This is a genomic window from Singulisphaera photorubra, from assembly GCF_045290345.1.
In the GTDB taxonomy this organism is placed as follows: domain Bacteria; phylum Planctomycetota; class Planctomycetia; order Isosphaerales; family Isosphaeraceae; genus Singulisphaera.
On the sequence record NZ_CP155447.1, the window covers coordinates 9,195,823 to 9,215,921 of the forward strand.

The window sequence follows — 20,099 nt, forward strand, 5'->3', positions numbered from 1 at the left end:
TTCCGGTCCCCGACGGGGGCTAGCTTCCCGCGAACGACCACGCGATTCCGGAGCCTCTCTACGATGTCGGCTGAACACGGCGGATCGATCGTCAGCATCCTCACCGAGAATCGGGTCTTCCCGCCTCCCCCAGAGTTTGCGGCGAAGTCTCATATCTCGAGCCTCGAACAATACGAGTCGCTCTGGAATCGTGCCAAGGATGACCCTGCCGGCTTTTGGGGCGAGATGGCCCAAACTCTCCAGTGGTCCAAGCCCTGGGATCAGGTTCTCGACTGGAACCCGCCCTTTGCCAAATGGTTCGTCGGCGGCGAGCTCAATGCGTCGGTGAATTGCGTTGACCGCCACTGCGAAGGGCCGAACAAGGACAAGGCGGCGATCATCTGGGAAGGGGAGCCCGGCGAAAAGCGGGTGCTGACCTACCAGGATCTGCTTCGCGAGGTCTCTCAGTTCGCGAATGTGCTCAAAGGGCTCGGCGTGCGCAAGGGCGATGTCGTCGCCATTTACATGCCCATGGTCCCCGAACTCGTCATCGCACTGCTGGCTTGCGCCCGGATCGGAGCGCCGCACACCGTCGTTTTCGGCGGTTTCAGCGCGGAGGCACTCGCGGGGCGGGTTCAGGATTGCCAGGCCAAGGTTCTTGTGACCGCGGACGGAGGGTTTCGACGAGGAAAGGTCGTCCCGCTCAAAGAGAACGCTGATGGCGCGGCCGCCCTCTGTCCCTCCCTGGAAGCCGTGGTCGTCTACAAGCGGACGGGCCACGACATCGCAATGACGGCAGGTCGCGACCACTGGTGGCATGACCTCGCGGCCCAGGCCTCAACCGACTGTCCGGCCGAGTCGCTCGATAGCGAGCATCCGCTCTACATCCTCTACACCTCGGGCTCGACCGGCACGCCGAAGGGGATTCTGCATACCACGGGCGGTTACCTCCTCGGGGCCGCGCTCACCACGAAGTGGGTGTTCGACCTGAAGGATGACGACGTCTACTTCTGCACGGCCGACGTGGGCTGGGTGACCGGACACACCTACCTGGTCTACGGACCGCTCGCCAATGGCGCAAGCTGTGTGATGTACGAAGGCGCCCCCAACTGGCCCGACGAAGGCCGGTTCTGGAAGATCATCCAAGAGAACAAGGTCTCGATTCTCTACACCGCGCCAACGGCCATCCGCGCCTTCATGAAATGGGGCGAGCAATTCCCGAAGAGCTATGACCTCTCGAGCCTCCGCCTCCTCGGAAGTGTCGGCGAGCCGATCAATCCGGAAGCCTGGATGTGGTATCACCGGGTCATCGGCGGGGAACGATGCCCGATCGTCGATACATGGTGGCAGACGGAGACCGGCGCGATCATGATCGCACCATTGCCGGGGGCAACACCAACGATCCCAGGCTCGGCCACGCGGCCACTTCCCGGCATCGTTCCCGAAGTGGTCACTCGCGATGGCAAGCCGGTTGGCGTGAACGAGGGGGGCTTCCTCGTCATCAAGCAACCATGGCCCGCGATGCTCAGAACCCTCTACGGCGACGATGAGCGGTACAAGAGCACGTACTGGAGCGAGGTCCCCGGCTGCTACTTCACCGGCGACGGCGCGCGTCGCGACGAACATGGCAACTTCTGGATCATGGGCCGGGTCGACGACGTTCTCAACGTCGCCGGGCATCGCCTGTCGACCATGGAAGTCGAGAGCGCGTTGGTCAGCCATCCCAAGGTGGCCGAGGCCGCGGTGGTCGGCAAGCCCGACGAGCTTCGGGGACAGGCGATCTCCGCCTTCGTGACCCTGGAGACCGGACAGGAGGCCTCCGAGGCACTTCGGCAGGAGCTTCGCGCTCACGTTGTCAAGGAAATCGGCGCCCTGGCCCGCCCTGACGACATCCGTTTCACGGACTCACTTCCGAAGACGCGCAGCGGTAAGATCATGCGCAGGCTCTTGCGCGATGTCGCCGCCGGCCGCGAGAGCACCGGCGATAAGAGCACGTTGGAAGACCTGAGCGTGCTCGCCAAGCTCAAGGAAGAAGACGAAGTCTAAGAGTCTGTCCCAGAAGGTGAATCCCACGGGAGCTTTTGAATGATCTGCTGGGTGCCATGCGGTTCCGTACTCGGAACCCATGCGAGAATGCCTTGGCCTGGCGCGCACGGGTTCCGAGTACGGAACCCGTGGCACCCAAACGGCCTTCAATTTTCGGTTTCTCTGAACTTACGAGACAGACTCTAAGACTCCGACCGTCTTTTCCGCTTCTTCCCGGCTGGTCGGGAAGAAGCGGTGGACTGTCGGAACTGGGGCGGGGCCCAGCCATCGAGCCGCTGGACCTCGAGCCCCGACCTTGGTGGCCCAACACCCCTGCTCCGGCCGCGATCACATTTGAGCTGAACTCCCTCAATCGCTCATCGCCCTGCGCCCTTCGGTCGTGCGGACTGGATTCGCCTTCGATTCCGACACCCAGCACCGTCTCACGATTGCTCTCGCGGCACACCCGGAGCAAGGCTGACCGCGAGTTCCGCATCTCCGTCAGCGTCGTTCGCTCTTGGAATGACAGGCTGATGCTTGATCGCTCTCGAAATGCGATGATCGAGTGGAGAGCCGTTGGGGATCGTGATCGAGAGCCACGAGCGAGGTTGGCATGTCAGACAATCAAACCAGCGATGCAGGCGATGCCACGGTTCCACCTGCGAACTCGCAGCCGATTGAGACGCCGGCACGTCCCGATCCAGGGGCGCCGGAATCTTCGCCGGCTAAAGTCCCGCGATGGCGGCGGTATCTGATCCGGGGACTGAAGATCCTGGCCTTCGTCGTCATTTTCTGGCTGCTCTCAGCCTATGTGCTCCTCCCCGCTCTCTGGCGGCATTACGAACACCAGCCTGGCCTTGAAAACGCGCCCAAGACGACCCTGACGTCCCAGGGCATCCCCGGAGACCCGCTCAACGTTGGGTTGATCGGAGCCGAGAAGGAACTGCTCCACGCCATGCTCGGTTCGGGCTGGGATCCCGCGGATCCGGTGACCTTGCGAACCAGTCTCCGCATCGCGGGGAGCGTTTTGCGCGACCGGCCATACCCCGATGCCCCTGTCAGCAACCTCTTTCTTTTCGGGCGGAAGCAGGACCTTGCCTTCGAGCAACCCGTCGGGAACAGTGCCTCGCATCGGCACCATGTCCGTTTCTGGAAGACCAAGGAAGTCGGCCGCGACGGCGCTCCGCTCTGGCTCGGCTCCGCGACCTACGACCGGAGTGTCGGGCTGAGCCATCTGACCGGCCAGATCACCCACCATATCGGGCCCGATATCGATGCCGAACGAGGCGGCCTGATGGCCGATCTCCGCAAGGCAGGTTGGCTGACCGAACTGTTCCAGGTCACAGGGGTTGGGGCGACCCTCTTGGGGCGAAACGGTGGAGGTGACCGGTATTACACCGACGGGGAACTGACTGTGGGCGTGCTTGCGGCGGAAGGTGACAAGAATACGAAGTTCGCACGCCTTGAGAACCCAGTCGCGATCCAGATCAAACAGCAACTCTGGTCGGCGATGCGCCCCTTACTGCAATCCCTCCCCGCGCAATGAGGCTTAATGAGGCTTGAGGCTTCACCGACCTCGACAGTGCGACGGCCAGTTTGCACTCGAGAGGCCGGATGCATCAACGTGTCGTTATCGTTTTTTGATTTGTGCCGCGGTTTACGAATCGAGTTCGGCCCCAGCCAGATTGGAGACAGTCGATGGATCCAAGATCACGAACCCTCTTGACCGCGTCCCTCGTGGCCCTTTCCGCGCTTTGTTCAACGACCTTCGCCGCCGCCGACGGCTGGGTTTCTTTGTTCGACGGTAAGTCGCTCGAGGGCTGGACGATCCGGGGTGGGTTCGCGACGTACAAAGTCGAGGACGGCTCCATTGTTGGCACGACCGTGGAGGGAAGTCCGAATACCTTTCTCTGCAAAGGGGACTACAAAGACTTTGAGCTCGAGCTGGAAGTCAAATGTGATCCCGCCTTGAACTCGGGCGTCCAGGTCCGGAGTCACGTCTACGGCAAGGATGACCCCGACCCGAAGAACCGGCAGAGGGCGGGTGTCGTCTACGGTCCTCAGTTCGAGATCGCTCGGAAAGAGACCGGCACGGCGGCCCAGGTATACGATGAGGGACGTCGCGGGAAATGGCTCAACGAGATCAAGTCGGAGGCCAAGGGCGCCTTCAAGGATGACGACTGGAATCACTACCGGATCGTGGTGCAGGGCGATCGTTACCGTTCCTGGATCAACGGGATTGCCGCGTCGGATTTCAGCGACCCCATGGACAGTCATGGTTTCATTGGATTGCAAGTTCACGGGATCGCCAAAGGCCAAGGCCCGTACCAAGTCCGTTGGCGTAACGTCCGGATCCGGGAATTGAGCGCGGGTGAAGCGGCGGCGACGCCAACGCCCCCCGAAGGATTCCAGGCGATTTTCAACGGCCGTGACCTGACGGGCTGGGACGGAAACCCAGCCTACTGGTCTGCCGAGGACGGATGCCTCACCGGCAAAGCGGACGGCACGCTCAAATTCAATCGATTCATCACCTGGCGTGGGGGCACGGTCAAAAACTTTGAGCTTCGGGTGAAGGTCAAAGTCTCACCGAACGGCAATAGCGGGCTCCAATACCGAGGAACCGAGCGGCCCGACCTGGGCGAGTCGGTCGTCACCGGCTACCAGTGCGACGTGGTGGCGGACCGTCCCGACTACAATGGAATGCTCTACGAAGAGCGAGGACGTCGGATACTGGCGCACACCGGTGAGCAGGTCGTTATCGACACCAAAGGCCAACCCTGGGTGCTCAAAACTTTCCCACTCAAGGCGTTTCCCGCTGGCGAGTGGCACGACTACCGCGTTCTCGTCGAAGGAAACCACCATCGCCACTGGATCGACGGCCATCCCACCGTCGACCTGATCGACCTTGATGAGTCAGGGCGGAAACTCGCAGGGGTACTGGCAGTCCAGGTCCATGTCGGACCTCCCATGAAGATCCAGTATCGTGACTTCTTCTTGAAATCATTGCCCGACGATCTGCCACTGATCGCTCCGGACAAGGCACCGATTCCACCGGATGCGCAAAAAGTGGCGCCGCAGGGTCGGGACAAACCCAGGCCTGTCGACGCCAATTGATCTCAAGAATTGTTGAATCCTGGAGCGTTGAGACCAGACCCACCTGGCTGGTCGCCCACCTGGGGAAGTATCGGCGATCGGGTTGTTCGCCAGAATTGATACATGAAACCCGTCAGGAGAGCCGCGATCGCGAAGAGAAGGGCGACCGGTAGGAGACCTGGCCAGGTTTGGCCAGGTCCCCTACCGGAGACGTATTTGCCGGGTGATTCTCGAGGCGCATGAGAATGCCCCACAGCATCGACCGCGAGCGTGTCGCCGATGGTGGGGCTCATTGCGCGAAGAATTCTCGTCCCATATCAGATCGGGTAGAGATTCTTGAGTTCGGCTCGGGCTTTGGCGCTTCCTTTGGAGGCCTTGATCAAGGGGAAGGTCTTCATTTTCCCATCGACTTCAAGGGTCAGGATTCCGGATCGGATGACCGACGTGGCGACCCGAACGTAACGGGTGGTTCCGTTGGGCAGCCAAACGTGGATGCGCTGGAGATTGGGACGGAAGCAACGGCGGCTCACGCCGGTCGTTTTGATACCTACGCCGCCAAGATACTTGGCTTTACCGCGCGTGGTGATATGGTTTCCAAACGCGGTCTTCTTACCACTAACTTCGCACTGGCGTCCCATGGGACAGGCTCCTTGTCAATCTCGCGCCCTGGCGGTGTTCAGACTTTTTCTTTGGCCAACGGGTTGTGCGGCTTGCTGCGCTGGACGTTGCCGCATTCCTCGACCAGGTCGCAAACCTTGTGCGGGGGCACCGCGAGCTTGCACTGCGGGCAAACATTCAGGGCGGGAGCAACCAGGAAGTCGTGGCTCCGACGCTTTCCCTTGGCTGATTTGGATGTTCGTCTCTTTGGTACGGCCACGACAGACTCTCCCGAAAACCACGCGATCAAGTGTGTTCTGGAAAAGAAAGCTATTATCCGGATTAGACTTCGGAATTCAAGGTCGACTTTCGCGGGTTCATCCCGTTTTTCGGATCTGGGGAGAACGGATTGCGATCGCTCAGCGACGAGCCTTATCCTTGGGGATACGAACGGATCGGCCGATTGCGGTCGACTGGCTTTAGCTCGTTGCGGATCAAGGAATTCGGGCAAGTCGGTCACGTCCCGACTCTCTTTGTGATTGAGGTCTGATGAACACGACGAACACGACGCCGCTGCGCTGGGGCTTCATTGGCGCTGGGAAAATGGCCACCGCGTTGATTCGCGGAATGCTTCGCGCGGGGATCGCCACTCCCGAAACCATTTTCGCCAGCGACCCGATCGAAGCGGCCCGTACGTTGCTCGCGGATGAAACGGGCATCACGTCCCGGGCCACCAACGAGCAGGTGGTCCAGGACAGCGACGTACTCATCCTGGCGGTCAAGCCCCAGAGCATGTCGGAAGTGCTACAGATGCTTCGGGGTTCGGTGACGTCGGACCATCTGCTGATCTCGATCGCCGCGGGGGTCTCGCTCGGGACCTTGGCTGCCGGGCTCGGAGCCGATCGCAGGCTGGCGCGAGTGATGCCGAACACCCCTGCGCTGGTGGGTGCGGGGGCCGCGGGCTATTGCCTCGGCGCTGGGGCCCGGGAATCGGACGATGGCATCGTCCGGTCCTGTCTCGAGTCGGTCGGGCTTGCCTTTCGCGTCCCCGAGTCGCTTCTCGATGCGGTCACGGGGCTCTCCGGCAGTGGACCTGCGTTCGTTTATGTAATGATCGAGGCGCTTTCCGACGGCGGGGTCCGGGTCGGCCTTCCTCGGGACGTGGCGACAGCGCTGGCCGCTCAGACGGTTTTGGGGGCCGCCCGGATGGTGCTGGAGACTGGCCTGCACACGGGGACACTCAAAGATCAGGTGACAAGCCCCGGCGGGACGACGATTGCGGGCCTGCACGCATTGGAGCGAGGGTCGATTCGCGCCGCCCTGATCGACGCGGTCGAGGCGGCCACCAAGCGCTCGTCCGAGCTCGCCGCTCAGGTCGCTCAAGCCGGCCAGAAGTGAAAGGGAACTTGTGAAACTTGGCCTGATCTCCGACATCCACGGCGACCCTTTAGCCTTGGAGCTCGCCTGGTCGCATTTGACCGTCATGGGGGCCGATCGAATCGTCTGCGCCGGCGACCTCGTCGGATATGGCCCGTATCCCGACCGCGTGGTTGCCTTTCTCGAGGAACATCAAATCGCCTCGGTGCGAGGCAACCACGACCGCTGGGCCCTCGAGCGAGGGGTTGGCATTCCCGATGAGTTCGGCGGCGGGACGCCCAGCCCTGACACGCTGAAAACGCTGGCCGCTCTCCCCTTCGAGCTTCTCGTCGCTGACCTCAAGCAAGTTGGGGTCATCGTCCACGGCTCACCGCGCAGCGACATGGAGTTCATCCAGCGGCGGACCCACCCGCCGTCGGCCCTTCGCGCCGACCTGGCTGCTCTCGGTGCGGACCTCCTCGTGGTCGGTCACACGCATGAGCCCATGTGGTTTCGTTGCGACCAAGGGCTCGTCGTCAATCCAGGCTCGGTCGTTTCAATGCCGGTTGTGAAAAATAGCTCTCGGACGTTCGCCCTCGTCGACCTGACGACACTCTCGGTCAGCTTTCATGACGTGGAGAGTGGTGACCTGATCTCCCTCGACCCGTGGCCCGAGGAAGCCCCTGCGACAAAAACGAAGCCGGGTTGAGCGCGGTTGATTCAGGTTGAATGGGACACTCCGCTGACCCGGCGTTCCTCGATTTATTTCTCCACTCATTCGATTCTTGTGATGTGCACCGGGCCGTGCGTGTGGTAGGCTGACGTTTTGATCTCGAACGAGATCTTCATCGTCCTGAGGGAGATGACGACGCTCATGGAGCGCCCGGACCCCGCCGATCGGCCTGTGCTGGTAGTTGATTTCGGATCGCAGTACGTCCAGCTCATTGCTCGGCGAGTTCGGGAACGCCACGCGTTCGCCCGAATCGTGCGTCATGACCTGACGGCCGAGCGAGCCCGCGAACTGAATCCGATGGCGATCATCCTCTCCGGAGGGCCGTCGAGCGTCTATGAACCAGGGGCACCTCAGTGCGACCCTGGTTTGTTTGAGTTGGGCGTCCCGATTTTAGGGATCTGCTATGGGATGCAGTTGGCTTGTAAGGCCATGGGTGGCACCGTGCGCCCCTGCCCTGCCGGTGAATATGGCCGGGCTGACCTGAAGGTGCTCAACCACTCGGAGGATCTCTTTCACAACGTCCCCGAGTCGACGACCGTCTGGATGAGTCACGGCGACCAGGTCCACGATGCCGGTGAGGATTTCGTGGCGCTGGCCACGACGTCGACCTGCCCCGTGGCTGCCGTTCGCCACAAGACGCGGCCCGTCTATGGACTCCAATTCCATCCCGAGGTCGCGCATACGCCGTATGGAGCGCTGATCCTCGGCAATTTTCTCGACCGAATCTGCCACAGCCGCGGGACCTGGACGATGGGAGCGTTCATTGAACGCTCCATCGTTGAGATTCAGGAGCGCGTCGGCCCCAGCGATCGAGTCGTCTGTGGTCTTTCGGGAGGAGTGGATTCGGCGGTCGCCGCCGCTCTCTTGGCGAAAGCGCTCGGACCGCGAGTCGTCTGTGTCTTCGTGGACAACGGGTTGCTTCGTGCGGGTGAGCGGAACGCGGTCGCCGAAGCGTTCGGAGCCCATTCCAACGCAGAGCTCCGCGTGGTCGACGCAACCGCACAATTTCTCCATGCCCTCGACGGGGTCAGCGACCCCCAGGAGAAGCGGATCCGGATCGGTCATACCTTCGTCGACGTGTTTCGCGAGGAAGCGAAAACGATCCCCGCGGCTCGGTTCCTCGCCCAGGGTACCCTCTACCCCGACGTGATCGAGAGCGGCGGCGACCGCGACGGTCCTGCCGCGACGATTAAGCATCACCACAATGTCGGTGGGCTTCCCGCGGAACTCGGATTCGAGTTGATCGAGCCGCTTCGCGATCTTTTCAAGGATGAGGTCCGCCGGCTCGGCCTTGAGCTCGGGCTCCCCGACAGCCTCGTCTGGAGACATCCGTTCCCTGGACCCGGACTGGCAGTCCGCTGCCTCGGGACCATCAACGCGGAGCGTCTGGAAGTGCTCCGCCAGGCCGATTCGATCTTTCTCGACGAACTCCGACAAGCCGGTCTCGAGCGGCAGGTCGCGCAAGCGTTCGCTGTGCTCCTGCCCGTCCAGTCCGTCGGCGTCATGGGAGACGGCCGGACCTACGAGAATGCCATCGCGCTTCGATCGGTCGACACGGACGACTTCATGACGGCCGACTGGTCGCGTCTGCCGCACGACCTGCTCGCTCGCGCTTCCACGCGGATCATCAACTCCGTCAAGGGGATCAATCGAGTCGTCTACGACGTCACGAGCAAGCCCCCGGGCACGATCGAGTGGGAATGAGCCGGATCACTCTCCCTTTTCGATCGCCCGCGTGTGAATAATGACGCGGGCGATCGCGCTTCGGCGCGAGGCGAGGAACGGCTTTTCCGGGAGCGTTTTTAGGAGACCGGACAATGCTTCGGACGTCGATTCGCACGATCGGGCTGACTCTGCTACTGGTCGTCTGGGCGGTCTCACCACTTCAGGCCGAGACCAAGACGATCGGCCGTTGCGGGGCCGGTTTCCTGGAGGAAGTCAACGGCTATCGGGTACTCCACCTCAAAGGAACCCCTTATGAAATGGGGTATCAGCACGGGGTTTTGCTCAAAGAGGACATCCGGGAGAACGTTCGCTTTCTCTTCGAGGAGAAGGCGAACGAGTTGAAGCTCGAGGTCGCTGGCATCAGGCTCTTGAATCCCAAGCGAGCGATTGGTGGCATCGCCGCAACCCAGAAGAAGTTTGTTCCCGAGCGGTTCTTCGAGGAAATGCGAGGCATGGCCGAAGGGGCGGGCCTCGACGTTCAGGAAGTTACCGTCGCCAACTTCATCCCCGAGCTATTTCACTGCTCCGGCTTCGCGGTCAGTGGCTCGGCGACGAAGGACGGGACGCTCTATCACGGCCGGATCCTGGACTACGGGTGCGACTGGCGGCTTCAGGATCATGCCGTGCTGATAGTCGCCGAACCGGAGGGACGGATTCCGTTCGTGAACGTCACGTACGCTGGGTTCATCGGGTCGGTAACCGGCATGAACGCGCGTCAGATCTCGATCGGCGAGATGGGGGGCCGGGGCCTCGGCCACTGGGACGGCATCCCGATGGCCATCCTGGTCCGGATGGTGCTCGAGCAGGCCGACGACCTCGACCAGGCGATCGCCGTCTTCCGTGACAACCCACGGACCTGCGAATATTACTATGTCATCGCCGATGGCAAGAGCGGCAAGGGCGTGGGCATGGAAGCGTCGTGGAACAACTTCGGCGTGGTGCCGATGGGGGGAACCCATCCCCGACTTCCGCACGCCATCAAAGACGCTGTGCTCCTCTCTGCCGGCGACCGTTACGAAGAACTCGCGCGCCGGGTCAAAGCAGGTTTCGGGACGTTCGACGCCGACTCCGCGCGGGCTCTGATGGATCGGCCGGTGGCGATGAAGTCAAACCTTCATAGCGTCCTCTTCGAAACCAAGTCGAGCCGTTTCTGGGTCGCCAACGCCGCCAAAGACGGCGCCCCTGCGGCCACGCAGCCCTACCATGCCTTCCAACTCACCGAGTTGCTGACGCACGAACCAACGTCACAAGCTCCGACATTTCCGCCGCCCCCCTCTAGCGGGGCCCCCGCACCCAAGACCGTGATCCAGGGCGCCTCGGCGACCCCTTGACCTGGCTGGGGCAGAATCGATTTCCACGCCTTCCACGGCCCCTGCAGGGCGATCGTCAATGCCATTGAGTAGGCTCTGACGGTCGCCCGGCCGGGGTTGCCATGCATTAAAGCAAACAGGAAAAACCGTGGTCATGTGTTTGGCATAGATGCGTACGCGATGGCATTGCTTTTGACTGATCGGCTCGCCCGCTGAACTTGCGGAACCCTCCGCTCCCGATCTCGGTCCACCCCGCAGTGACCGACACATCCCGCTCCTCCTCCTCAAAGCGCATCCGCTCGTTCCACTCCTCGAACCATCCCTTGCGGGTGCTCCGCGCGGACTAACTTCGTGACTACGGGTTTTGCCGTTGATTTCTACGGCTAAACCAGTAGACTGCTGACCGTCACCTGGGAACATGTTCTGAAGCCGGGAGTCATTGCCCTCATGGCACGTCCACGAGCCGAACAGCCGACCCCCGCTGAGTTGGAGATACTCAAGACGCTCTGGGAACGTAACGCTCCAGCGACGGTGCGGGACATCCTGGAGGTTGTGAACCAACAGGCCGACACGCCCCGGGCCTATACCTCGGTCATGAGCCTCATGAATGTCATGACTGAGAAGGGAATGCTGCGACGTTCACCTCAGGGGCGTGCGTTTCTTTACGAGCCGGTGTTACCGCGTGAGCAGACGCTACGGTCGCTGCTGAGTGAAACGCTCGAGCGGGCCTACAGTGGGTCGGCCAGTCTGCTCGTCGCGCACCTGCTCGACCAGTCCACGCCGTCGGCCGATGAGCTCGACCAGATTCGGTCGCTCCTCGACGGGTACGAGGACCGCCGCGCAAGTGAAACCAAGGAAGGAGGTGATCCTTGCAAACGCTCGCGACCGAAGCGCTCCAGGGGTTGATCGGGGGCTTGGTCTGGCTCGGGCTGCTTCACAGCGTCTGGCTTGGGCTTGTCATGGCCGCTCTCGTTGCATTGGGCTTTCAGACTCGGTGGGTGCGATCGCACCGGTCGCGTCACGCGGCTCTGTTCGTGTCCCTCGGCCTGGTCGCGTTCAGTCCCCTCGTTCTCACGGCGGTCCAGTACCTCACGGCCGTGCGTCACTCCGCAGGCGACTCCGCGAGAGCGGCGACGACTGCCGCGATCGTGCCAGGAGAGTCGACAGGCCGAATGCAGGGTGCTCCCCTGCTTGCCAATTCTCCGAACTCTGGAGGAATTTCGCATGCGATCCGGTTGCTTCGGTTCCTGGACTTCACACGTGATCGCGTGGTCGTCGTTGCACGTGTGATTCGGCCTTATGCCCTCACCTCATGGGCACTGGTCGTGGTTGGCCTGTCGACGGTGCTGGCTCTTGGCATAAAAGGATTGCACCAACTCTGTCGGGATGCAGCGCCGGCACCTCGGTCGGTGGAGGAGCGGGTCCAACGGCTTGGTCGACTCTTGCGACTCAGGATCATCCCGGCGATTCGGGTCCACTCGACCTTGGACGAACCCTGCCTCTGCGGTTTGTTCCGTCCCGTCATCTTGCTGCCGGAACGCTGGCTCGCCGCCGCCGGTCCCGATTCGCTCGAGGCCGTTCTCGCTCATGAATTGGCACACGCACGGCGGTCCGACCACCTCGTAAACTTGGCCCAACGGATCCTGGAATCCTTGCTGTTTTTTCACCCCGGGGTCCATTGGCTGTCGCGGTCCCTACGCTGCCAGCGTGAACTCTGCGCCGACGCTCTCGCGGTTCGTCTCACTGGCGATCCGATGGCGCTGGCCAGGGCCCTGGAGTCCGTGGCACGCCTCCGTGTCGGTCCCCCGCTGCCTCGCCGCATCGGCGCGGCGTTCGGGGGTGAGAGTTCTTCACTTCTTCCCCGCATTCAGGAGCTCATTGGCATGACGCCCATTCGTTCCCGCCCTCAGGCCTGGCCCATCGCCGCCTTGCTTTCGGCCGTCGCCGTGGCCCTCGTGGCCTCCTCCATCGGATTCGCCGAGGAGAAGCCTTCGCCGTCCCGCCCGCCATCTGGGCCTTCCCTGGAGGCGAAGCAGGACGCCCGTTCGAGTGCGGACACAACTCTGGTGCCACTCCCGGTCCCTGCCTCCCCGCCGATGAACGAAGCCGTTCGGGAGATCTCCTACGATGTGCGGTTTATCGAGCGTGAACCCGACGACTGGCGTCTGCAACTCCAGGGACAGCTCACGGCGCTCGACCAGCAGGCGGGCATGAACGGGTGGATCATTGACCAGTCGGCCTTCTTCGTTTTCATCAAGCATATGCTCGATGAGGCTAACTCGAACCATGTCCAAGCACCAAAGGTGACGACTTTCGAAAACGCTCACGCACTCATTATCAATGGACCTGGAAAGATCCAAAGCTCCTCAAGCCAGACGAAGCCGATCCTGAAAGCACGTGCAGGCGAGCGGAAAAAGGATGCTGGGGTCCAGGTGAATGTCAGTGGGATGCACTTACTCAAAGCGACGCGTCTCACGGTCGAGGTCAGTGAGCCGACACTCGTCGCTGGTCAGGCTGGGCCTGCGATCGATCCGGGAGCCGTCCTAGTTTACTCGAAGGGGAAGTGCGACGTTCCTGAGGGATCCAGCCTGGTCCTCAGCCTGGGGAATCATGAGCGTCAGGTCGGCCCTCGATCCGTGATGAGCGAACAGTTAATTATCATCACACCCAGGCAAATTGTGCTGAACAACGCGGAAGATTCACGATCGACACGCCCGCCGTTGCCGGTCGGGCGGCCTCCAGGCCGGTGAAGCGTGGATCGGCGGTCGGCATCTCGATATGACGATTGGGATGGGAAACGCACACCCTACTACGAGAGAGTGCCTGCTGGTTTCGTCGACTGTCTCTAGCCTACGATCTCGACATTGCCCAGACCAGCCAGAGGCCGAGAACCAGTCCGATCGAGAAACCACCGTAGGCGAGGGACGTCGATCCCCCACGGAAGACCATTGCCGATCCGACAATCAGGCCCGCGAGCACGATCCCAACCGCGAGGACGTGGCTCGCGCGGCTCAATTGCCTCACCAAATTTTCGAAGTGCTGCAGGTCGAAGTGAACGGTCAGCTTTCCCCTCTTGATCGACTCCAGCGATTGGCCGAGGACGTCGGGCAACAAGGTGGCGATCCGCTGCATGTCCTCGGCCGTCCGAACGCTCGTCTCCAGCATTCGCCAGGGTCCGAACCGTTTCAACGAGAGGTTGCGGATGAACGGGTAGAGTTCGCTCGCAATGTCGAAGTGAGGGTCGAGGGCGCGTCCCACCCCTTCAATTGTGACCAAGGAGCGGATCAGAAGCACGAGGTCAGGAGGGATGTGTAGGTCGTGCGTTCGGATAAACGCGATGAGCTCGCGAAGCAAGACTCCGAGATTGATGTTGTCGAGCGAAAGGTCGGAGTAGGATGCAACGAGCTCGGCCACGTCGCGTCGTAGTGCGCGAACATCGACATGGTCTCCGCGGATCTCGAGCGAATTGAGCGCCCGGATCACGCGGTCGGTGTCCTGGGAGAGTAATCCATTCAGCAAGTCGGCGATCCGTTCCCGGGTCCGCGAGTCGAGCTGGCCGAACATGCCGTAGTCGAGAGGCGCGATCACGCCGCCAGGCAAGACTCGGAGGTTGCCCGGATGGGGATCGGCATGGAAGAAACCATACTCGAAGATCTGGGTGAGGAGGATCCGGGCCCCTCGGACGGCGACGACGGCGGGCTCGATCCCGATCTGCCTCAAGCCGTCACGGTCGTTGACCCCGACTCCGCCGATAAACTCCATCGCCAGGACTCGGGTCGTCGAGAACTCGGCGACGACGAATGGGATATGCGCCGTCTTGTTCTTGGCGAACTGGAGTTGGCATCGTTCCATGGTCCGCCGTTCGACGGTGAAATCCATCTCGCGCTTCAAGGTCCGCTCGAACTCCCGGACCAAGGCGACCGGCGCGTAAGGGGCCATGAAGGCAAGCCGGCGTTCTGCCAGTTGGGCCAGGTTCTTGAGGATGTCGAGATCGGCGTGGACCACCTTCTCGATCCCTGGCCGGCGAATTTTGAGCGCGACCAGTCGGCCGTCATGCAGCGTCGCGCGATGGACTTGAGAAATCGAGGCGGATGCGACTGGGATCGGATCGAGTCGGGCGAATACTTCGGAAGGAGGACCGCCAAATTCCTCCGTGAGAATCGCCTCGGCCTCCTCGGAAGGGAACGGGCGAACATCGTCACGAAGCGAGGCGAGCTCGGTCGTATAGGCTTCGGGCAAAAGGTCGGGACGCGTACTGAGGACCTGGCCGAGTTTCACGAAAGTGGGACCAAGGTCCTCGCAGACCATCCGTAGCCGCCTGGCGCGGTCCTGGGGAGGGACATCGTCGCCGAGCGCCACCCGCTCGATTGGGCGAACAATCCCTTCGAGATGAAGCGCCGCGACCACATCCTGATAGCCGTAGCGCATCAGGGACGCCAGGATCTGGCGGTAACGAGGGAGGTCGCGGAGATGACTAACCGTTTCACGAATCAAGTTGATACAGTTCCTGAAGTCGGGACGCTACCCCATCGCTCGAGTTCCGTCGCGACTCCAGCTTACTGCGTCATTCCCCCCCGCTACAACCGCGCTGACTGGGAGGAGTTGACGTGTCGGCCTTGCCAGGCGAAGTAATTTTCGATACATTTGAGCCCGTAATACGCGGTGCTGTAAGGTGTTGGGAACGGGAACCCACTATGCCCATTCAGGATCAGGCGGGGGTCCGCCCCCTCGATTCGTCAGACGAGCTCGATGAGGCTCGCCTTGAAGCGATCGGCTTCATCTTCCATGGTTCCATTCCATTGGAGGATGTGAAGAAGAAAGCGATCAAGGCAGGAACGAATCTCCTGCACTTCGCCCGTTGTGCCAAGCTCGACAAGGTCGGCGACGAGGAAGTCGCCATCTGGTACCGGTCGATCAGTATCGCTAAGGTTCACTTGGATGATACGATCGGTCAGAACCGATGGAAGTGGTGCAAGATCTGCGAGCGAGAAATCACCCAGAAGATTCTCAACGAGCGTTGATCTCGATTCGTATCAAAGGCGAGACATGGCGACGGTCCCCGGAGATCGTCACCATCGCTCCACCTCAGCGTTGGCGCTGACTCTGCTTCCACTGGAGCAGTGAATGCAACCGCTGTCTCAGACCGGCAGGACTGTGATTTGCTTCGGCCAAGTGAGGGGCGAATCGCAGTCGATTGCCGGCTCCGGTTCCCTTCGGCCCACTCGATTGCCAAAGTGAAGCCTGTCGGCGCTGTGCCGTGAGCCGGGTGAGTAGGAACCAACGATGTCCACTCGCTCTCCTCGGGCCTGCTAAAATTCCGGCTGGTCGCACATCCGATGGTTTCACCACGGCGCCTGGTTGGGCTGGTTCCGTTCGGGTCTCAGGACTCACCTGTAACTGTAACGGGATTGAGAGGGGTGGGGTTGTTTCAACAACCTCCTCCCGCTCGACGGAAACCCATCGCGGTATGATCGTCGTGATCGCATCAGGGCCCACATTTCCGGCCAGGTCGATCGAGTGTACCTGGACCGTCCGAGGTCCCTTGAGCAGGTCGGCGGTCGAAAATTGCGTGGTGCGACCCAGGAAGAGATAGGTTCCTGAGCCCCCAAGTCGATATTCGTGAGTCTCGTCGATCCCGGTTGCCTCGAACTGCACGCGGCCGTCCTGAAACGCAATCAGGTGGGCGACAGCTCCAGGAGCGATCGAGTCGTAAATCATAATGACAGAGGCGATCGGCCCTCGATTGCCGCTGGAATCATAGGCGCGGACATAGACGGTGTTCGATCCCTGGGTCAGACCATCGGGAACGAATGAGGTCGGCGATGAGACCGGCTTGAAGGAATTTGGAGCATTGCCCAGGCTATACTCATAGCCGGTGGCATCGGTCACGGTGGTAAACCGGAGTCGACTGTCATTGGTCACACCGTCCGTTGCGCTCGCTCCGGTATCGCGGACGAGTCCGAGCCCGGTTGGGGCCGTCAATGTGACAGCCGGGAGGAGAGCGACAGACTGGTTGGTGACTCGCTGGCCGTTGAGAGTGGCTGCGTAAACTTTCCAGGAGGCGGTCGAGCGCAGGCTTGCCGGCCCCTTGAACGTATTCCCGCTGGCCGTGACGACGACCCCTGACGGGTCGGTCGTGCGCGAGTTGCCGGCCTCGAACGTCGTCGGCAGACCGAGATTCGCTTGCGCCCGGGCCGCCAAGAACGCCTCGCTCCACACGATGGCGTTGTCAGTGAACGCAAGCGACATGTAGGTGCGATTTTCGCTTCGCTTCGTGTAGATGCTTTCCTCAACCTCGAAGACGGCGCCCCGGAGATTGTCCTCAAAGGTGTTCCCTCGGACGGTTGCTCCGAGAATCGGGGCGCGACTCCATCCCCACATCACGGGGGATTCGCTCCCAGCAGCCGCGATTCTTAAACCATGGTTGCCCCCAATAAAGTGATTATTGAGGACCTTGGTATCGAAGTGGTTCCCCGCGAGGATCATCCCTTCGGCAATGGAACTGCCGCGAGCGTCGATCGTATTGCCTTGAAAAGTTTCCTGAATAAATCCCGTGGAGATCGAGATGATGAGGTTCCCAGGCGACATGGGCGCGTTGAGAAGGTATGTCGTGGGACTGAGTGACTGGGCAATCAGCCGCCATTGACCGGCCTCGGGCCCTGAAAGAATGGAGATCACATCTCCGGTCGTCGCCACTCCTCCCTGAAGGTAAGGGATCTGCACGACTCGACCATCCGTCGAGATGGACGAAACCGCTCCCTCGTAGTTGAGGCGATACGACTCGGTCAGCACGATCTCAGGCGCATTCGGGTGAGCAACGGTATCGTTGTCCATCGGACCGATGCCGGAGACGTTATTATCACGAATGACATCGCGATATCCTGATCCCGTCATCACAAGGAACCGCCAGGACTTTCCCGTCGAACCGACGGGCTGGACCGTGTTGTTCGCGATCAGAACGTCATGGGTGTAGTGGCCCGCGAATGCGGTGTACGCGAACGTGTTAGGAACTGTACCCTGGTAGTTGTTCCCCGTAACCAACCAAGGCCCGTTGTTGAACTCGGTCATTCCTCCCTTGAGGATGTTGTCGGCGATCACGCCGCTCTCGGCTCGAGTCACCCAGATCAAGTGCGCGGCGGACTCCCAACTGCTCGCGGCGGGGGGAGACATCAGGTCGAGATGGGTCAGGCGGATATTCACGAGCGGAGTCCTCGGGGCCCCACCGTAGAGATCGGGAGTGCCGATCACGGAGGGTTCCGAGCCGGTTCCGGTCGCCCACCGGATCGGCCCCGCGAATCGGACCGAGAATCCATCGAGCGTCGTATTCCCGCATTCGACGTTGATTGCGGTCGTCCACACCGGGTCACTGGCCGCCTGACTGAACAGAATCGTCGCGCCAGGATCGGCCGTGATGATGATCGGGCGAGCGAGCAACAATGGTTGGCTGACCTGGTAAACGCCCGCACTCAGATGGATGGAACCATATTGATTGATCAGGATGACAAGATTGTCTCCCGGCCTGGCCACGATCGAGTTTGTCGAGGCCGTGGGGGCCCGATTGCCGAGATTAACAGCCCCTCCCGCGAACTGAACCGCGTGCATACTGCCGTCATCGAGCACCACGCGCAGGGTCATTGTGCTCCCGGTCTCGTCGCGGATTGGGGAAAATCCGATGTCCGCACGCGAGGCGTCGGTCGTCGACCGTTGGAAAGTCAGGCGGCGGGCGAACGGATCCACCCAGCCGCTCGAGCCCGGGTTGGCCTGAAAGCCCCAGTTGCTTCGTGCTTCATCGCTGAGCGTTGCGGAAACCACCGACCGCCCTGCCGGCAGTCCGCTCACGGCCACATGCACATCACCGAGGGCCAATGGGTTGAAACCATCCTGACCGACCCAGCCGGCTCCGATGGTCCCCCACGTTACGACAGCGGGCACCTGGCTCGGGATTCTCAACCCCGGGTCGGATGAACCCGCGACCACGGTCATTTCATCGGACTTGCCATCGGTGTAGACGACAGTGAGCGTGAGCACCTGGCCGGACAGGCCTGGAATCGGATTGAAGTAGAGGTCCGCCTTGGTCGGGTCAGACATTCGTTTCCGAAACTCGGCATTCGAGAGCGAACCCGGGTTGGTTCCGAAGCTCCATCCCGCCCCTGACGCAGCTCTTACGTTCAACGACGCGACACCAACCCTCGACGACAGATTGGTGAGTGCAAGACGAATATCCTGAATCCCGTCCGGGCCAACCCCGGCACCCGGTCCGGTCAGATCCTGGCCGTCCTGGCCAACCCACTGTACGGTCGCCAGCGCACTTGGCATCCGGAGGTTGGGATCGGCAGTCCCGCCTTGGACGTGGATCACAACGCTCGTGGTGTCATCGTACACAAGACTCACGAAGAAGGTGCGGCCCGTCTCGACCATATAAGGATCGAGATAGAGATCCGCCGTCGTCGCTCCGGGCGCCTGAATCCAACCCGCGGGACTCGGTCCCGGCCGGCCGTTGTACACCCATTGCCCGCCATCATAGCCGAGCACATCCACCTTCACGACCGTACGATCTGAGGGAAGGTTCGAGACAGCAATGTGCATGTCTTGAACTTCATTGGGCGGGCCGTTCTGCGTTGTTCCAACCACGTCGTGGCCATCCTGGCCGAGCCAAATCCCCGTGACGGCCTGCGTGGCCATCAAGACTCGTCCTTCAAGCGCGGCAACTGAAACGAACGTGGCCCGTCGGCGTTGCGGTCTCATGATTGTGGTCTTGCCAGGGGTGCATCGAGATCGCCCTCCTTGAGCGGTAGAACGGGGTCCATCCCCTCGACATCGAGTTCAAGAGACGTCTGAATTCATCAGGATCGAAATTAGGGCGTTGATACGGGCCAGGGGCTCCCGGATCACAGACCCGTGGAATTCAGGCACTGCAAAGTTCGGCCTCAACCTGAGAATGGGGATCGTTTCGGCGGCCCGGGTGACAGGGCTCCTCCCTTTCAAATCAACCCTAGGACGCGGAAGCCGGTATGTCTTTAAAACTACGGAGACTTGCCATTTTTGCCTTGGGACCCTTGACGGACTGCGGAGCCGTTCCACTGACAGTGCACAATCGAGAATTGTCACGCCAGTGTGTAGCGTGTTGAGAACCGAGTCGATTTGAGACGAACCAGAGTGACGATGGGGGGGAATCGCGAAGCAACAGTCAATGATAACTGTTAATCAAAAAACGACGGTTCTATCAATGAGTGGAGTGGGGAGTCAAATAAGGAGAGGGGAAGTGGAGGGAAGGAAGGATC

General features: G+C 61.3%; 15 protein-coding genes. 11 read left to right on the plus strand and 4 right to left on the minus strand.

Annotated elements, in window-relative coordinates; all coding sequences use genetic code 11:
- Window positions 1–63 precede the first annotated feature (63 nt).
- The 3 genes from acs (at window position 64) to V5E97_RS34330 (ending at window position 5,118) form a co-directional block, all read left to right on the plus strand.
- Window positions 64–2,025, plus strand: a complete 1,962-nt coding sequence (acs, locus tag V5E97_RS34320) for an acetate--CoA ligase (protein WP_406696040.1) — start codon at window positions 64–66, stop codon at window positions 2,023–2,025.
- Between the two features lie 592 nt (window positions 2,026–2,617).
- A complete protein-coding gene (locus tag V5E97_RS34325) occupies window positions 2,618–3,550 on the plus strand; it encodes an LssY C-terminal domain-containing protein (protein WP_406696041.1) in 933 nt (310 codons plus the stop codon).
- Between the two features lie 152 nt (window positions 3,551–3,702).
- Complete coding sequence (locus tag V5E97_RS34330) at window positions 3,703–5,118, plus strand: 3-keto-disaccharide hydrolase (RefSeq protein WP_406696042.1); 1,416 nt, start codon at window positions 3,703–3,705, stop codon at window positions 5,116–5,118.
- Between the two features lie 296 nt (window positions 5,119–5,414).
- Here the strand turns inward: V5E97_RS34330 and rpmB are convergent, their stop codons facing one another.
- Both rpmB and rpmF read right to left on the minus strand, forming a co-directional pair.
- Window positions 5,415–5,735 (minus strand): 50S ribosomal protein L28, encoded by a 321-nt coding sequence (rpmB, locus tag V5E97_RS34335; RefSeq protein WP_015245811.1) that lies wholly within the window; start codon window positions 5,733–5,735, stop codon window positions 5,415–5,417.
- A 38-nt stretch (window positions 5,736–5,773) separates the two neighbouring features.
- Window positions 5,774–5,974 (minus strand): 50S ribosomal protein L32, encoded by a 201-nt coding sequence (gene rpmF, locus V5E97_RS34340; protein WP_044147536.1) that lies wholly within the window; start codon window positions 5,972–5,974, stop codon window positions 5,774–5,776.
- Between the two features lie 129 nt (window positions 5,975–6,103).
- On the opposite strand from rpmF, the gene V5E97_RS34345 reads away from it, so the two are divergent.
- The 7 genes from V5E97_RS34345 (at window position 6,104) to V5E97_RS34375 (ending at window position 13,568) form a co-directional block, all read left to right on the plus strand.
- Window positions 6,104–6,244, plus strand: coding sequence for a hypothetical protein (locus V5E97_RS34345; protein ID WP_406696043.1), 141 nt, complete (start codon window positions 6,104–6,106; stop codon window positions 6,242–6,244).
- Entirely contained in the window at window positions 6,244–7,092 is an 849-nt protein-coding gene (gene proC, locus V5E97_RS34350) for a pyrroline-5-carboxylate reductase (RefSeq protein WP_406696044.1), read from the plus strand. The genes V5E97_RS34345 and proC overlap by 1 nt, the downstream gene beginning before the upstream one ends.
- A gap of 10 nt (window positions 7,093–7,102) precedes the next feature.
- Window positions 7,103–7,759: a metallophosphoesterase family protein gene (locus tag V5E97_RS34355; protein WP_406696045.1), complete on the plus strand. Its 657-nt coding sequence runs from the start codon at window positions 7,103–7,105 to the stop codon at window positions 7,757–7,759.
- A 153-nt stretch (window positions 7,760–7,912) separates the two neighbouring features.
- Window positions 7,913–9,487: a glutamine-hydrolyzing GMP synthase gene (gene guaA / locus V5E97_RS34360; protein WP_406696046.1), complete on the plus strand. Its 1,575-nt coding sequence runs from the start codon at window positions 7,913–7,915 to the stop codon at window positions 9,485–9,487.
- Between the two features lie 113 nt (window positions 9,488–9,600).
- Complete coding sequence (locus V5E97_RS34365; protein ID WP_406696047.1) at window positions 9,601–10,839, plus strand: C45 family autoproteolytic acyltransferase/hydrolase; 1,239 nt, start codon at window positions 9,601–9,603, stop codon at window positions 10,837–10,839.
- Between the two features lie 426 nt (window positions 10,840–11,265).
- A complete protein-coding gene (locus tag V5E97_RS34370) occupies window positions 11,266–11,724 on the plus strand; it encodes a BlaI/MecI/CopY family transcriptional regulator (RefSeq protein WP_406696048.1) in 459 nt (152 codons plus the stop codon).
- Window positions 11,688–13,568: a M56 family metallopeptidase gene (locus V5E97_RS34375; RefSeq protein WP_406696049.1), complete on the plus strand. Its 1,881-nt coding sequence runs from the start codon at window positions 11,688–11,690 to the stop codon at window positions 13,566–13,568. Before V5E97_RS34370 ends, V5E97_RS34375 begins: the two co-directional genes overlap by 37 nt.
- Window positions 13,569–13,668: 100 nt before the next feature.
- Here the strand turns inward: V5E97_RS34375 and V5E97_RS34380 are convergent, their stop codons facing one another.
- Window positions 13,669–15,312: an ABC1 kinase family protein gene (locus V5E97_RS34380; protein WP_406696050.1), complete on the minus strand. Its 1,644-nt coding sequence runs from the start codon at window positions 15,310–15,312 to the stop codon at window positions 13,669–13,671.
- A gap of 200 nt (window positions 15,313–15,512) precedes the next feature.
- Between V5E97_RS34380 and V5E97_RS34385 the strand changes: the two genes are divergently transcribed.
- Entirely contained in the window at window positions 15,513–15,839 is a 327-nt protein-coding gene (locus V5E97_RS34385) for a hypothetical protein (RefSeq protein WP_406696051.1), read from the plus strand.
- A gap of 64 nt (window positions 15,840–15,903) precedes the next feature.
- Here V5E97_RS34385 and V5E97_RS34390 read toward each other — a convergent pair whose 3' ends face one another.
- Window positions 15,904–19,500 (minus strand): Ig-like domain-containing protein, encoded by a 3,597-nt coding sequence (locus tag V5E97_RS34390; protein ID WP_406696052.1) that lies wholly within the window; start codon window positions 19,498–19,500, stop codon window positions 15,904–15,906.
- Between the last annotated feature and the right edge of the window lie 599 nt (window positions 19,501–20,099).

Bases quoted from the DNA above. Each gene is read 5' to 3' on its own strand.
- acs (WP_406696040.1), top strand. From the start codon at position 64: ATGTCGGCTGAACACGGCGGATCGATCGTCAGCATCCTCACCGAGAAT.
- V5E97_RS34370 (WP_406696048.1), top strand. From the start codon at position 11,266: ATGGCACGTCCACGAGCCGAACAGCCGACCCCCGCTGAGTTGGAGATA.
- V5E97_RS34365 (WP_406696047.1), top strand. From the start codon at position 9,601: ATGCTTCGGACGTCGATTCGCACGATCGGGCTGACTCTGCTACTGGTC.
- V5E97_RS34385 (WP_406696051.1), top strand. From the start codon at position 15,513: ATGCCCATTCAGGATCAGGCGGGGGTCCGCCCCCTCGATTCGTCAGAC.
- V5E97_RS34390 (WP_406696052.1), bottom strand. From the start codon at position 19,500: ATGGCCACGCAGGCCGTCACGGGGATTTGGCTCGGCCAGGATGGCCAC.
- V5E97_RS34330 (WP_406696042.1), top strand. From the start codon at position 3,703: ATGGATCCAAGATCACGAACCCTCTTGACCGCGTCCCTCGTGGCCCTT.
- guaA (WP_406696046.1), top strand. From the start codon at position 7,913: ATGACGACGCTCATGGAGCGCCCGGACCCCGCCGATCGGCCTGTGCTG.
- V5E97_RS34325 (WP_406696041.1), top strand. From the start codon at position 2,618: ATGTCAGACAATCAAACCAGCGATGCAGGCGATGCCACGGTTCCACCT.
- proC (WP_406696044.1), top strand. From the start codon at position 6,244: ATGAACACGACGAACACGACGCCGCTGCGCTGGGGCTTCATTGGCGCT.
- rpmB (WP_015245811.1), bottom strand. From the start codon at position 5,735: ATGGGACGCCAGTGCGAAGTTAGTGGTAAGAAGACCGCGTTTGGAAAC.